We start from the raw sequence: 13,242 nt of genomic DNA on the forward strand, positions 1-13,242 counted from the left end.
CTTAGTCTTCCCGGCTGGGCGGCACGTTGACGCCCTGCGATTTAAGGTAGGATTTGATGTTGCGGGCGGCCTGGCGGATGCGCTGCTCGTTCTCGACCATGGCGATGCGGACGAACCCCTCGCCGTTCTCGCCATAACCGACGCCCGCCGCGACCGCGACCTTGGCGTGGGTCAGCAGCTGCTTGGAGAACTCAAGGCTGCCCAGATGCGCCAAGGCCGGCGGCAACGGCGCCCAGGCGAACATGGAGGCGGCGGGTTTGGGGATGTCCCAGCCTGCGCGGCCGAAGCTTTCGACCAGCACGTCGCGGCGGCGGTGATAGAGTTTGCGGTTCTGCTCTACGATGTCCTGCGGTCCGTTCAGCGCCGCGCAGGCCGCCGCCTGGATGGGCGTGAAGGCGCCGTAGTCGAGATAGGATTTCACCCGCGTCATGGCCGCGATCAGCGTCTTGTTGCCGACCGCGAACCCCATCCGCCAGCCGGCCATGCTGTAGGTCTTCGACAGCGAGGTGAACTCGATGGCCACGTCCTTGGCCCCCGGCACCTGCAGGATCGAGACGGTCGGCTTGCCGTCGTAATAGAGCTCCGAATAGGCCAGGTCGCTGATGATCCACAGGTCGTTCGACTTGGCGAAGTCCACGACGCGTTCGTAGAAGGCCAGGTCCACCGTCTCCGCCGTCGGGTTCGACGGATAGTTCATCACCAGGATCTTGGGCCGGGGCACGGTGAAGGCCATGGCCCGCTCCAGCGCCTCGAAATACTTCTCGTCCGGCGTGGTCGGCACGCTGCGGATCGCAGCCCCGGCGATGATGAAGCCGAACGTGTGGATCGGATAGGATGGATTGGGCGCCAGGATCACGTCGCCCGGCTCGGTGATGGCGGTGGCCAGGCTGGCCAGACCCTCCTTGGAGCCCATGGTGACGATCACCTCGGTCTCGGGGTCCAGATCGACGCCGAAGCGGCGACCGTAATAGTTGGCCTGGGCGCGGCGCAGACCGGGAATGCCCCGCGACGCCGAATAGCCGTGGGCGTCGGGCTTGCGCGCCACCTCGATCAGCTTGTCGATCACATGCTGGGGCGGCGGCAGGTCGGGGTTGCCCATCCCCAGGTCGATCACGTCCTCGCCCGCCGCACGGGCCGCCGCGCGCATCGCATTGGTCTCGGCGATGACATAGGGCGGCAACCGCTTCATGCGGTAGAATTCTTCGGACATGACAGGCTCGTCGTTGTGGTCTTCGGCCGGGGGTCGGCCGTCTCTAGCGATTAGCGCGCCTGCGGCCCCACGCAACAGCGTTGAAGGTCATTTTCACCCGCTGGACGGACGAAATCTGCGCCTCGCGCAAAAACGCGGTCGGAAAAGGCGTTTCCGGTTGCGATCAATAGCTCAGGCGCAAACCAACGCTGACCGTACGCGGCGGGCCGTAACCGGCGATGCCCGTCCCCGTTTCCGACACTTCGACATCCGCGTCGAACAGATTGTCCGCCGCCAGCCACAGGGTCGTGGCCGGATTCAGCGTCCACTCTCCCCGGGCGTCCAGCGTGACGGCGGCGTCCAGAACGCGGCTGTTCAGGTCGTCGTCGAACCGGCTGGATTCGTAACGCGCCGCCAGCGCCAAGGTCAGGCGATCCGTCGCGCGCCAGTCCAGCCCGGCGGTCGCGCTCCACTCCGGCGCCTGGGCGGGACGCAGGCCCGTCAGTTGCGCGGCGGCCGATCCGCCGTCGATCTCGGCGTCGGTCCAGGACACGGCCGCGTTCAGCGAAACCGCCGACGACAGGTCCACGGCGCCGTTCAGCTCCACGCCCCAGGCGTCGATGGTCCCCGCGTTCTGGCGCTGGCGCAGCACCCCGCCCGCCGGCACGAAACCGGCGCGCGGGAAGGTGGCAGGCCCGGCCCCGATCGTCACATTGACGATGGCGTCCTCGATCTGGTTCCAGAACACCGTGGCGCCCCAGCGCACCCCGTCGCGGTCGAACGCCAGCCCGGTCTCGATCCCCTTCAGCGTCTCGGGCGTCAGGGCGGCGTTGGCCTCGGTGATGTCGTTGCCGACGCGGAACGGCCGGTGCAGTTCGTTCAGCGTCGCCGGCCTGAACCCGGAATAGGCCGCCGCCCGCGCCGCATAACCGCCGCCCAGATCACGCCGTACGGCCAAGCGCGCACTGACCACCTCGCCCGACCGATCCGGATCGTTCTCGTCCAGCAGAACAGCCCCGGTCGCCAGGGTGTTCTCCTGGCGGAAACCGCCGGTATTCTCCCACCGATCCGCCCGCAGGCCGCCCGCCACCAGCCATTCGGCCGCCGTCCAGGACGCATCGACATAGGCGCCGGCTACCGCCGTCTCGCCGCCCGCGCGACGGCCTCTGGCGAAGCCCGCGCCCGTGGGATTGCTGAACAGTTCGTTGGTCTCGCCGTCGTTGAAGCGCGCATCGGCGCCCAATTCCCACTCAAGGCGACCGCCCGCGAACTCCGCCATCCGACGACGCAGGGCGGCGTTCAGCCCCCATCCGGTCGCAGGGGTCTTGTACTGGTCATTGGCCGGCGTCGTCGTCGCCCGGTCGGCCGACACCGAGGCTGAACTGTTGGCCAGGTTGCTATCGATGCGCCAGGCTTGCAGCCGCCAGCCATAGCCATTCGCCGTCGGCGCCTGGGCGGCCGTGGCGCTGAGGCTGTGGCCGCTGGCGTTGGCGCGGGTTCCGGCCAGGCCAGATCCGCGATCCTCCTCCCAGGTCGCCGCCCGCACCGACAGGTTGGCCTGACCTAAGGCCGTATCGACCCGCAAAGCCGCGCTGCGGCTGTCGAGATCCAAGGGCGTGTCTGCCGCCCCCGCCGCCGATCCTCGCACGGGCACATAGCCGTCGCTGACCTCGCGCAGTCCGCTCAGCGTCACCGCCAGCGGCCCGAGGCGCGTGGAGGCCGACCCCGCCGCGCGCAACCCGCCGCGTTCGGCCGCCGAGACATCCAGCACCCCGCCCACACCGTCGTTGGCTGGGCCTCGCTCTCGCAGGGTGATAGTGCCGGTCAGGGCGCCCGCCCCATACGGTCCCGACCCCGCGCCCCGGATCACATCCAGGCTCTCCAGCGATTCCGGCGTGGCCTGGGACCAGATGACCCAGCCCCCGAACGGATCGTTCAGCGGCACGCCGTCCAGCAGCACCAGCGTCCGCCCCGCCCCCGACGGCGCGATAGCCCTCAACGATATGCCTTGCGTCGTCGGATTGGCGGCCGCGCTGGTCGTGCGTCGAAACAGCGAAACCGCCGGCACCGACCGCAACGCCTCGTCCAGCCGCATGGATCGCGACAGTACCTCCTGATCGATCCGCACCACCGAAAATGCAGCATCGGCCGCCGCAGGCGGCAGGCGGGCGGCGGTCACGACGATCTCGGGCAAGGCGACGGGCGCGACGACGGGGGGATGAGCGTCCTGAATCATGCGCCGTCACTAGGGCGTCGCCGAGTGGCCGCAAAGCTTGGCCGATGAAAAGAGCTCGTAAAAGTGCGGCCCGCCAACCCGACCCAGGCTCGCGCGTCGAAATCCGCCTCCCTCTCGACGCCTAAAGGCCCGCGAAATCCACGGCCTTGGCGAACAGTTCGCCGCGACTGGTGACATCCAGCTTGCGATAGGCGTGCTTAATATGGGTCCGTAGCGTCTCGATGGAGATGTCCTGCTTCTGCGCGATACGCCCTGTTTCCATCCCCGCCAGCATCATCGTCACGATGTGCTTTTCGCTGGGCGTGAGATGATGGATCTGGAGCATCGCCTCATAGGAGACGCGATCCGCCATTCTGTGCGCCGCGAACCCGATGCTGTCGTCGTCGCCCGCAATTAGCTGCTGACACCGCAAAAGCCATTGCCGGTCAGCATCCATGGCGGTTACGGCGTAGATCGCCGCGTCTGGCGCGGCGTCCTGCAGAAGACGCGCGAGCGCCGCCGCCGTTACTCCGCTGTCGGATACAAGGTGATCGTCCACCACCCTGAAGACGCCAGCGTCTCGCAGCATGCGAAAGGCGGCGTCGTTGGCCCAGCCGATGCGTCCTGAGCGCGACAACAGCATCCTTGCGCGGGGATCGATGTTTACCCAGGCCGCGATGGCGCGAGACCAGGGCGGAATGACCTCTTCATCGTCGTAAAAATTGAGGTCGCCCTGGCGGGCGTCGAAATCACCGACGTCGCTTCCCACGGCGAGAAAACCCGTTACGCCCACGATCATCGCAGCCCTCCCTCATGACTGGGCCTCTATGCTCGAACCGTGAACAGCCATTCCGGCGGTCGAGCATTCAACGGGCACAGTTCACCCCCATTGTCGTATCCAACCCCACGGGCAATTGACATACCCGAGTTAGGGGAGAGATCGACGCTTGCGAATACGACGCAATCCGGTTCGGTTTGAAATCCTATCATCATCTACTTTCGCAGAGATCATAGACACCAGCGGCGTGTGCATTCCTTCTCGCAATAACGATACGAAAATTAACTAGACAATAATCGATAGTTTCTTTGACGATGCAGCCCCGCCTCCAGCGGTGAATAGATGAAGACGCCACGACATTGTGGCCCCTTCCGATCCCTTTGGTTGGGCACATCATTGAAAAGCTGGAGGAATATTATGCGGACCTATCTTATTGCGGCGGCGACTGCTGCCGCGGCCTTGCTGGCGATGCCGGCCGTGTCGAGCGCCCAGACCAATGTCACCGTCTCGACCAGCGTGACCAACTTCTGCGGCATCGGCCTGGCCAATGTTGCAGGCGGGAACGTCGCGGTCGCCAACGGCGCACGTCAAAAGGTCACCACATTGCGGATGTCGTGCAATGCGGCGACCGGCGCCAAGCTGACCTCAAGCGCCACCAACGGCGACTTCAAGTCTTCTGCCGGCAAGCTGATCAACTACGACTGGGATCTGTCCGTGCCGGAAATCCCCAGCCTGGGCTTCGCCGCCAATGACACCTATCCTGGCGAGCCGGCGATGGTCACCAACTCGGGCGGTTACAGCCAAAAGCTGGCTGACGGCGTCTACGGCGATCTGTTCCTGAACCTCTGCTACAACGTCCCCGGCGGCAGCGGCTTGGGCGGAACGCAGGGCGATCCGACCAACCCCGGCTCCTCGGGTTGCGCCGCCTCTCCCTCGGGTCCAGGCGCCGCATCGGCTCCAGCCGGCACCTATACGGAAATCTTCAACTTCTCGCTCGATCCCGCCTGATTGCAGCGAAAAAGGGGGCCGACTTCGGTCGACCCCCTGCTTCTTCTTGAAGGATTCCTACAGAACACGGGGGCAACCAATGACACGTCGTGCATTCGCTACGCTGATGGCCGCAACGGCCCTGACCACAGTCGTGATGACGGGAACGGCGACGCCGACCAAGGCCATGGACGTATCGCCCATGGTGTCCAAGATCACGCCGTCCGGCGGCGGATCCAGCTATCGGATGACCGTCAGGAACGACAGCGCGACTCCGGCCACGGTCGAGATCGAAACCTATCGCATGCAAGTGGACGAAACCGGCGCCCGTTCCCTGGTCGAGGAAGACAAGGACATCGCGGTCTTTCCCGTCCAGTCCGTCATCCCGCCCAATCGCGAACAAGTAATTCAAGTCCGCTACACCGGCGACGCCGCCGAGGAAGGACGGATGTATCTGGTCAGGGCGGCTCAGCTGCCGATCAACATGCAGACGACGCCCAGCGAAGGCGGCGCCGGGGCCGATGTCCAGGTCGCCTTCACCATCAACACCTACGTCTTCGTGGCCCCGCCTAGAGCGCGGGCTGAAATCGAGGTTACGGCCGTGTCGCGCGCGCCGAACGGGGACGTCATCCTGACCGCCCGTAACTCGGGCACGGGCTTCGCCTATATCCGGGAGTCCAGGATCATCCTGAAGACGGCGGACGGACAGTCGCACGAAGTGCCGGCCGCTGACGTCGATGTCGGCCAGGTCAGCGTGATCGCCGGCGGCGCCATGCGTCAGGTGAAGATACCGGCGGCCCTCGCCGCCTCGGCATCCGGCGACCTCACCGCTTCCATCGTGCTGCTGTGAGGGCGGGCGATGGCCCGCAAGTCCTCTAAGGGCGGGCGGTCCGGCGCGCGAACCGCATTCCGCCGCATCAGCGCCGTCGCCTGCATGGGCGGCGGACTGGCCACCGTGGCGCACGCCGGGCCGATCCAGTTGACCGACGAAGTCATGCGCACGGCGCCCCATGACTATTCCGTCGTCGTCGCGATCGATCGAGACGACAGCTCCGGCGGGGCTGCGGACGCTCCGCCTTCAGCCCCAGCAACGCCCCTATCCGCAGCATCCCCCGCCCAAGATCAGTCTCCTGCGGTCAGGCCGTCCTCGGTCTTCACGCCGATCCAGGGGCCGCTGACCCTGGACGGCAAATATCTGGGCGACATCAGCGGCGCGGTCGACAATCAGGGCCAGGGGCTGGTGGACGCGAGAGCCCTGCTCGACCTGTTGCGGCCGCAGGTCGGGTCTGATCTCCTCACGACCCTGTCAGGCCGGATCGCGACCCAGACGAAGGTCAATATGGCGGACCTGTCCAGCGACGGCTTCTCCCTGACCTTCGATCCCCTCTCCCTGACATTCATCGCGACATCCACGCCCGAAAGCCGGGCACGGCGCGATGTCGGCTTCTCCCAGAACCCGGTGATCGACCCGGCCGCCTTCGATCAGCCGGCGAACTTCTCGGCCGGCGCGAACATCGCCCTGGCCCAGCTCTATTCCCATACCGAAAGTCGGTTTTCGCCGCTTCAGGGCGGGATCGACATGTTCGCCAACTTCGGCGGCTTCGACGGCGTCACCCTGACCACCGGCATCGATTATGACGGCAGCAACAACCAGGGCCGCTGGCAGAGACGCGAAATCCGCCTGACCAAGGACATCTTCAAATCCGCCGTGCGTCTGACGGCCGGCGAGTTCGCGCCCCCAATAGACAGTTTTCAAGGCTCGCAGCGGTTCCTGGGGCTGTCGGCCGCACGGGCCTATTCCACGATCCGCCCGTTCCAGAACGTGCGCCCCGCAGGCCGCCGCCAGTTCATCCTCGACCGTCCGGCCCTGGTCGTCGTCGAGGTCAACGGCGTGGTGGTGGAGCGGATCCGCCTGGACGCCGGGCCCTATTCGATCGGCGATTTTCCTTTCGCGCAGGGAGCCAATACGGTTCGCCTGCTGGTCGAGGACGACAACGGTCAGCGCGAGATCGCCGTGTTCGACCTGTTCGGCGGCGCCGGCCTTCTGGATCGGGGCGTGGTGGACTTCGGCGTGTCGGCGGGGGTGCTGGAAGAAGGCGGAAATCTTCAGTACGGCTCTACGCTGGCCGCCAGCGGCTTTGTCCGCAAAGGCCTGTCCGACGTTCTGACGGTCGGCGCCAACGCCCAGATCGCCGACCGCAAGGGCCAGGCCGGCGCGATGGCGACATGGGGATCAAAACTCGGCCTGGTCCAGCTGAGCGGCGCCGCCAGCCATAACGGCGACACCGACACCAACGGCTATGTCGCCTCGGTCGACTACCTTCTCGAAAGCGCGCTGGGCAAGAACGCCGATGCGCGCCTGGTGGCGTCGGCCCAGGCGACCAGCCGCTATTTTCAGAGCGCCTTCGACCCGTCAGCCTTCAACAACGAGAAATGGCGCGCCGCCGCGCGGCTGCTGGTGCGTTTTCGCGACTATTCGATCAGCGGCGGCGCCGCCTTCGTGAAGGGTCGCGACCGCAAGGACCGCACCGATTACAGCCTGGGCCTGGGTCGCACCTTTCGCCGATTCGCGGTCAATCTGACCTGGCAGCGCGGGTCGACGGACGAGGGTCGCGAAGAGGATCGCTTCGGCCTGACGCTGACATCGCGCTTCGGCGGACGCTGGAGCAGCACCGCCCGCTACGACAGCGACAAGGATTTCCGCGAGGTGGGCGTATCGCGCGCCTCGTCCGGTCGTCTCAACGACCTGAGCGGCGACGTGCGGCTGTCGCAGGATCGCACCAACCAGGCGGTTACGGCCGACCTGCGCTACATCAACAATCGGTTCGACGCCGAGCTTGTGTCCAACCGGCTCGTGTCGTCGGAACCGGGCGGCGCGACCCGCCAGGAATCGCTGTGGCGGCTGTCGACGATGATCGGCTATGCCGACGGTGCGTTCGGCGTGGGGCGGTCCGCCCGCGAAGGCTTCGTCATCGCCACGCCCCACCCGACTCTGTCGCGCTCACGCATCAACCTGACGGACTCCAGCGGCTATACGGTCGCGCACAGCGGATGGCTGGGTCCGGCGCTGGTCGATCTGGATCGCGGTTACGGCGTAAATCGTTACGAGATCGAGGCCGATCCCCTTCCCCAGGGCTATGATCTGGGCAGCGGCGTCATCAACATCTTCCCCGGCTTCGGCAACGGCTATCGCTTCGTGGTGGGCAGCGAGGCGTCACGCACCGCGCGCGGCGTCCTGGTGTCCGCCAGTGGGCCGGTCGCCCTGGCCGGCGGCGTCATCCAGGCGGTCGGCGCCCCGGCCGATGCGGAGGGCAAGCCCTTCTTCACCAACCGCTCGGGGCGGTTCGTCGCCGACGGCCTGGCCCCCGGTCGCTATCACCTGCTGATCCAGGGCGCAGTGGTGGGCGAATTCACCATTCCCGAGAAAGTGGAAGGAACAGTCGATGTCGGCGAAATCCGAACGTCTCAGCCGCCGCCGTAGCCGCAGGGCGGCAGCCAATCGCCAGGCACCGCGCCTGACTTGGTCCGATACGGCGACCTTGGCCATCGCTCTGGCCCTGGCGGCGCTCCTAACCCTGATGGCCTCGAACGCGAGAGCTTGCGACCTGGCCCTGAGCCAGAGCCCCAGCACGGTGGTCATCAACTACAATCCCTTCGCCATCGGCCCGTCCAGCGGCGCCATCGACCTGGGCCTGAAGAACCAGGGCGACGAGGCTTGCGAGTTGCGGCTGTCCTTCGTGGACGACGGCGGCGCGGCTGTCTCCAGCCTGGCCCTGGGCGGCGTGGGCGTGCAGTTTCGTCCGCGAGAAGCCTCCGGGCTTCAGACCTCAGACGTCGAGCCTGGGGTCTTCCACTACACCCTCGCCGGCAAGGCGACGGGTCAGGCCCAGTTGGACGCCGCCATCGTCGTGGACGCCGTGCCCGACGCCGGAACCTACGCCAGCGACCTCAAACTGCTTGTCGAGGACGCCGATGGGACCGCCCTGCTCGCCCCCATTCCGGTGCGCATGCAGCTGGTCTCGACGCCCAGGGCGCAACTGAACCTGGCCGGCGCCGCAGGGGCCTTCGGCTCGGGCTCCAGCGTAGAAGTGGTGGATTTCGGCGACGCCGCCACCGGTCTGACCCGGCGCATCTTCGTCCAGGTCCGCGCCAATGCGCCGTCCGTCATCTCGATCAAGTCCCAGCATGGTGGCGTGATGCGGCGCCAGGGCGATGTGGAGACCGAGTCCAGCGTCCCCTACGCCGTCGAACTGGACGGCGCGGTCGTGGATTTGACGGCGCCGTGGACCAAGGACGTCGATCCCCCCCGCACCCTCGCCGGCATGTCGCTGCCGATGCTGTTCACCCTGGGCGAGGTCAAGGGTCAGATGGCCGGTCGTTATCAGGACGTGCTCGCCATCGACATCTCGCCGCACTGACCGCGGGCATACCCCATCATGGTTAGCCCATGACGGCGATTACGGCCTAAAGATCAAACTGATAACACGTTAACGCGATGGGCCGAACGGCTTGGAGGAGCCGGCCCTTATAGATCTCCGACTTGAGACCGACAGCCATATTCTAGTCTTGACGGTCTTCGAACATTGGGTGGCGCGAATGTATGAGCAGAAGATGGCGGCGGCGACGCCGCAGCGGAACAACCTTGCCACGACGGCTGTCTTGGAGGAAAAATTCACGCAGCGCCTGACGCCGTTCAGGCCGACTAGAAGTCCGGCATCCCTGACCCATGCGGACTGCACCGCCTGGTTCGAACATGACGCCATCGCCCGGTTCGTTCTGGACGCTCAAGGCTGCGTGCTTCGCGCCAACGTCAGGGCCCGGGGCATGATCGCAGCGGGCGTGTTGGGCTCAGGCGGCGCCTTCATCTGTCCGACCCACCGCAATCGGGCCGAGTTCGACGCTCTGGTGACGCGCCTGATGGAAGGTCGGCAGCCTCAGGGCCGGTTGCTGCTTCGCGCGGGCGACGACGCCTGGTGCTTGCTGGATCTGGCGATGACGCCAGATGCGGCGGGCCGTATCTTCGCGACGGCGCGCCCCGCCCACTGTATGGGCGTCGAGGGCATGGAGCCGTTGCGCGCCATCTTCGGCCTGACCCGCGCCGAGCTCTCGGTCCTTGCCCACCTGACCCAGGGCGAGGCGCCCAAGGACATCGGCCGCAAGATGGACATGTCGATCCACACCGTCCGCGCCCACCTGCGGGCCATCTGCATGCGCATGGGCGTCAAGGGCATCACCGGCGCCCTGAGACTGAGTTTTCAGCTGACGAATTGAACCTCAAGGCCGGCCCGGCTGAAGACGCGCAGGCGGCGCCGCGTCCGCTTCGTTGATCTGACCCAGTTCGCCGCGTTCGCGGGCCTTTTTGCCATAGACCCATTCGAACAGGGGCGAGGCCATCAGGGTGGTGATGATGGCCATCAGGACCAGGATCGAGAACAGGGCCGGGCCGATGATGCCGCGCTGCAGGCCGATGTTGATGATGATCAGCTCCATCAGCCCGCGGGCGTTCATCAGGGCGCCGATGCCCATGGCCGTGGCGTTGTCCTGGCCCGTCAGGCGCGCGGCGGCCCAGCAGGCCCCGCCCTTGGCCAGGATGGAGCCCAAGAGGATGACGGCGGTCACGGCCAGCAGGCCCAGGCTGTTGACCATGGTCAGCTGGGTGTTCAGGCCCGAGAAGGTGAAGAACATCGGCAGCAGCACCAGCACCGCGAACGGCTCAAGCTGACGCTTGATCTCCTGGCTCAGCAGGCCGCGCGGCATGGCGACGCCCAGGATGAAACCGCCGAAGACGGCGTGGATGCCGACCGCGTCCATGGCCCAGGCGCTGAGCATGAACAGGATCAGCACGATCCCCAGAACCGTCGGGCTCAACCGCCCTTCACGCTCGACGATGCGGCCCAGCGGCGCCAGCAGTTTCGGCCCGACTGTCAGCATGAACAAGGCGAACGCGCCGCCCCCGGCGATGGCCTTCACAGCCACCATCGGCCCCGCGCCGAAGCTGGCCAGGACGATGGCCAGAACGCACCAGGCGCCGGCGTCGTCGATGGCCCCGGCCGCTAGCGACAGAGAACCCAGCCGGGTGCCGCTCAGGCCCCGCTCATGGATGATGCGCGCCAGCATGGGGAAGGCGGTGATCGAGATGGCCGCACCCATGAACAGCATGGCCTGCCAGGTCTGGATGCCCTGACCGAACAGGCCTTGGCTGACCAGCCAGGGCGCGATGGCCACGGCGACCAGGAAGGGCGCCGCCATCCCCGCCAGAGACACGGCCGCCGCACTAGCGGCGTTCGTCTTGAAGTGATCACGCCGGAAGCCCAGCCCGACCAGGAACATATACAGGCCAACGCCCAGCTGGGCGCCGACGAACAGGATCGACTTCGACTCCTTGGGGAATAGGGCCGCCTGAAGATCAGGCGCCAGAAGGCCGAGCAGCGACGGCCCCAGGATCACGCCGGCGATCATCTCGCCCACCACCTGCGGCTGGCCCAGGTAGCGTTTCGCCAGCCAGCCGACGATGCGGCAGACGGCGATGATCACGGCCATCTGCAGGAAGAAGGCCACGCTCAATTCTGCGTTCGTCATTCGTCTTTCCCCCCGAGTATCCGCCGCCTGTTGTCTGCGGTCGGAACAGATTGATCATGGGCCTGTTGGCTTGTCCCCACAAACGGTCGACCCAAGTCGTCTAGCGGCTCGTGACCTCTGTCAGCGCCGCCGCATGGCGCCTCACCAGCGCGCGCGTGGATAGATCGGTATCGAACACGCCGTACCAGCCCTGAGGTTCGTGCGGCGGGTCGCCCATCCAGGCGCTGTCACCGTCGTGGAAGCGGAAATCGGGATTGCGCGTGCGTCCCTCGCCGTTCCAGGCCCAGAAGTTCGAGCCGGCCAGAGGCCCGCCCGCCTCCGCGTCGGCCAGGACCGCCGCATGGACATCCTGATAGAAACCGTCGCGCAGGGTCGTCGGAACCGACGGATCGTACAGGTCGCCGTCGCGCGGATAGCCGAACTCCTCGATCACCAAGGGCTTGTCGAGTTGGCGCGCGAAGCCGACATGCTGATTCACGTAGTCGATGGCCATGGCGCGGGCGCGAGCGTCGGTTCCGGCCATGTCCTTACGGTCCAGCCAGCCCCAGTTGCCCGGCCAGATGTGGGCGGTCAGATAGTCGATGTCAGGCGAGCGGCAACTTTCCATCACCACCTCGGCGCGCTCCGACGAGCCCTTGAGCCCCTCGCCGCCGGTCGAGACGAGCTGTTTGGGCGCCAGCGACTTGATCAACCGCGCCGTGCCGTTGATCCAGGCGTAGAAGGCGGGAAGATTGTTCAGGGCGACCTGTTCCCCACCGCCCGCGCGCGGCTCATTGGCCAGTTGCCAGCCCATGATGGTGGGATCTTCGGCATAGGCCACGCCGCTGATCGTGTTGGTGCGGCCGACTACGGCACGGACATAGTCGTGATACAGGCCGACGGCCTTTTCGCTGCGATAGAAGTCGGCGTTGAAATCTGCGAAGTCCGGCCACGGATGGGCCGGGTCGTTCATGTTGATATAGCGGCCGCCGTTGACCCACGACAGGTAGGTCATCATCCCGCCCGACCATTCCCAGAAGTTGGTCAGGTAAAGAACCGCCTTCATGTCGCGCCGCCCCATCTCGACCAGAGTCCGGTCCAGACCGACCAGCAGGGTCTCGTTGTAGGTGGCGGTCTGGTCGCGGAAGGCGGGGCGGACCGAGTTGTTCAGGGGCGAAAGCTCAGCCGAAGCGCCCACGCGCAGATTGGTCACGCCGTCGGCCGCCAGAGCGTCCAGCTCACGCGTCAGACGCCGCTGATCGCCATAGTCGGCATCCGCGCCCAGCCAGGCCAGATACCATGCGTTGGCCCCGACGAAGCGATAGGGCTTGCCATCCAGCTTCAATCCCATGCCGTCACGGGTGACGAAGCCGCTGTTGGGCGAAGCCGCGCTGCTGGCCGACGCCACGCCGGACGTCAGGGCCAGTGCGGCGGTCGAGGCCAAAACCGCGCGGCGGCTCAGCGTGAAACGGTCGGTCGAGGTCCTGGTCATCGCTGCGTCTCGCTTTTTCAGTC

The 13,242-nt window shown here is 66.3% G+C and carries 10 protein-coding genes; 5 read left to right on the forward strand and 5 right to left on the reverse strand.

Annotated elements, in window-relative coordinates:
- Window position 1: 1 nt before the first annotated feature.
- From EGY25_RS01365 to EGY25_RS01375, 3 genes are all read right to left on the reverse strand, one after another.
- The gene (locus EGY25_RS01365; RefSeq protein ID WP_135193266.1) at window positions 2-1,210 is read right to left on the reverse strand and encodes an LL-diaminopimelate aminotransferase; all 1,209 of its coding nucleotides are present in this window, start codon (window positions 1,208-1,210) and stop codon (window positions 2-4) included.
- 163 nt (window positions 1,211-1,373) lie between these two features.
- Entirely contained in the window at window positions 1,374-3,425 is a 2,052-nt protein-coding gene (locus EGY25_RS01370; RefSeq protein ID WP_135193267.1) for a TonB-dependent receptor, read from the reverse strand.
- Window positions 3,426-3,546: 121 nt separating this feature from the next.
- Window positions 3,547-4,203, reverse strand: coding sequence for a response regulator transcription factor (locus EGY25_RS01375; RefSeq protein ID WP_135193268.1), 657 nt, complete (start codon window positions 4,201-4,203; stop codon window positions 3,547-3,549).
- A 396-nt stretch (window positions 4,204-4,599) separates the two neighbouring features.
- Here EGY25_RS01375 and EGY25_RS01380 point away from each other — a divergent pair, with 396 nt between their 5' ends.
- The 5 genes from EGY25_RS01380 to EGY25_RS01400 all read left to right on the forward strand — a co-directional run bounded on the left by EGY25_RS01380 (window position 4,600) and on the right by EGY25_RS01400 (window position 10,440).
- Window positions 4,600-5,190: a hypothetical protein gene (locus tag EGY25_RS01380; RefSeq protein WP_135193269.1), complete on the forward strand. Its 591-nt coding sequence runs from the start codon at window positions 4,600-4,602 to the stop codon at window positions 5,188-5,190.
- 79 nt (window positions 5,191-5,269) lie between these two features.
- Window positions 5,270-6,019, forward strand: coding sequence for a fimbria/pilus periplasmic chaperone (locus tag EGY25_RS01385; protein ID WP_135193270.1), 750 nt, complete (start codon window positions 5,270-5,272; stop codon window positions 6,017-6,019).
- 9 nt (window positions 6,020-6,028) lie between these two features.
- Window positions 6,029-8,650 (forward strand): fimbria/pilus outer membrane usher protein, encoded by a 2,622-nt coding sequence (locus tag EGY25_RS01390; protein ID WP_135193271.1) that lies wholly within the window; start codon window positions 6,029-6,031, stop codon window positions 8,648-8,650.
- Entirely contained in the window at window positions 8,613-9,587 is a 975-nt protein-coding gene (locus EGY25_RS01395; RefSeq protein WP_135193272.1) for a hypothetical protein, read from the forward strand. Before EGY25_RS01390 ends, EGY25_RS01395 begins: the two co-directional genes overlap by 38 nt.
- A 148-nt stretch (window positions 9,588-9,735) precedes the next feature.
- A complete protein-coding gene (locus EGY25_RS01400; RefSeq protein ID WP_135193273.1) occupies window positions 9,736-10,440 on the forward strand; it encodes a helix-turn-helix transcriptional regulator in 705 nt (234 codons plus the stop codon).
- A gap of 3 nt (window positions 10,441-10,443) precedes the next feature.
- On the opposite strand, the gene EGY25_RS01405 is transcribed toward EGY25_RS01400, so the two are convergent.
- Window positions 10,444-11,748, reverse strand: coding sequence for a cation:proton antiporter (locus tag EGY25_RS01405; protein ID WP_135193274.1), 1,305 nt, complete (start codon window positions 11,746-11,748; stop codon window positions 10,444-10,446).
- Window positions 11,749-11,848: 100 nt separating this feature from the next.
- Entirely contained in the window at window positions 11,849-13,219 is a 1,371-nt protein-coding gene (locus EGY25_RS01410) for a glycoside hydrolase 5 family protein (protein ID WP_135193275.1), read from the reverse strand.
- Window positions 13,220-13,242 lie beyond the last annotated feature (23 nt).

This window comes from Brevundimonas intermedia, assembly GCF_004614235.1.
GTDB classification, from domain to species: Bacteria; Pseudomonadota; Alphaproteobacteria; order Caulobacterales; family Caulobacteraceae; genus Brevundimonas; species Brevundimonas intermedia_A.

Coding starts and splice junctions, on each gene's coding strand:
- EGY25_RS01410 (WP_135193275.1), bottom strand. CDS start 13,219: ATGACCAGGACCTCGACCGACCGTTTCACGCTGAGCCGCCGCGCGGTT.
- EGY25_RS01380 (WP_135193269.1), top strand. CDS start 4,600: ATGCGGACCTATCTTATTGCGGCGGCGACTGCTGCCGCGGCCTTGCTG.
- EGY25_RS01405 (WP_135193274.1), bottom strand. CDS start 11,748: ATGACGAACGCAGAATTGAGCGTGGCCTTCTTCCTGCAGATGGCCGTG.
- EGY25_RS01375 (WP_135193268.1), bottom strand. CDS start 4,203: ATGATCGTGGGCGTAACGGGTTTTCTCGCCGTGGGAAGCGACGTCGGT.
- EGY25_RS01365 (WP_135193266.1), bottom strand. CDS start 1,210: ATGTCCGAAGAATTCTACCGCATGAAGCGGTTGCCGCCCTATGTCATC.
- EGY25_RS01395 (WP_135193272.1), top strand. CDS start 8,613: ATGTCGGCGAAATCCGAACGTCTCAGCCGCCGCCGTAGCCGCAGGGCG.
- EGY25_RS01385 (WP_135193270.1), top strand. CDS start 5,270: ATGACACGTCGTGCATTCGCTACGCTGATGGCCGCAACGGCCCTGACC.
- EGY25_RS01390 (WP_135193271.1), top strand. CDS start 6,029: ATGGCCCGCAAGTCCTCTAAGGGCGGGCGGTCCGGCGCGCGAACCGCA.
- EGY25_RS01370 (WP_135193267.1), bottom strand. CDS start 3,425: ATGATTCAGGACGCTCATCCCCCCGTCGTCGCGCCCGTCGCCTTGCCC.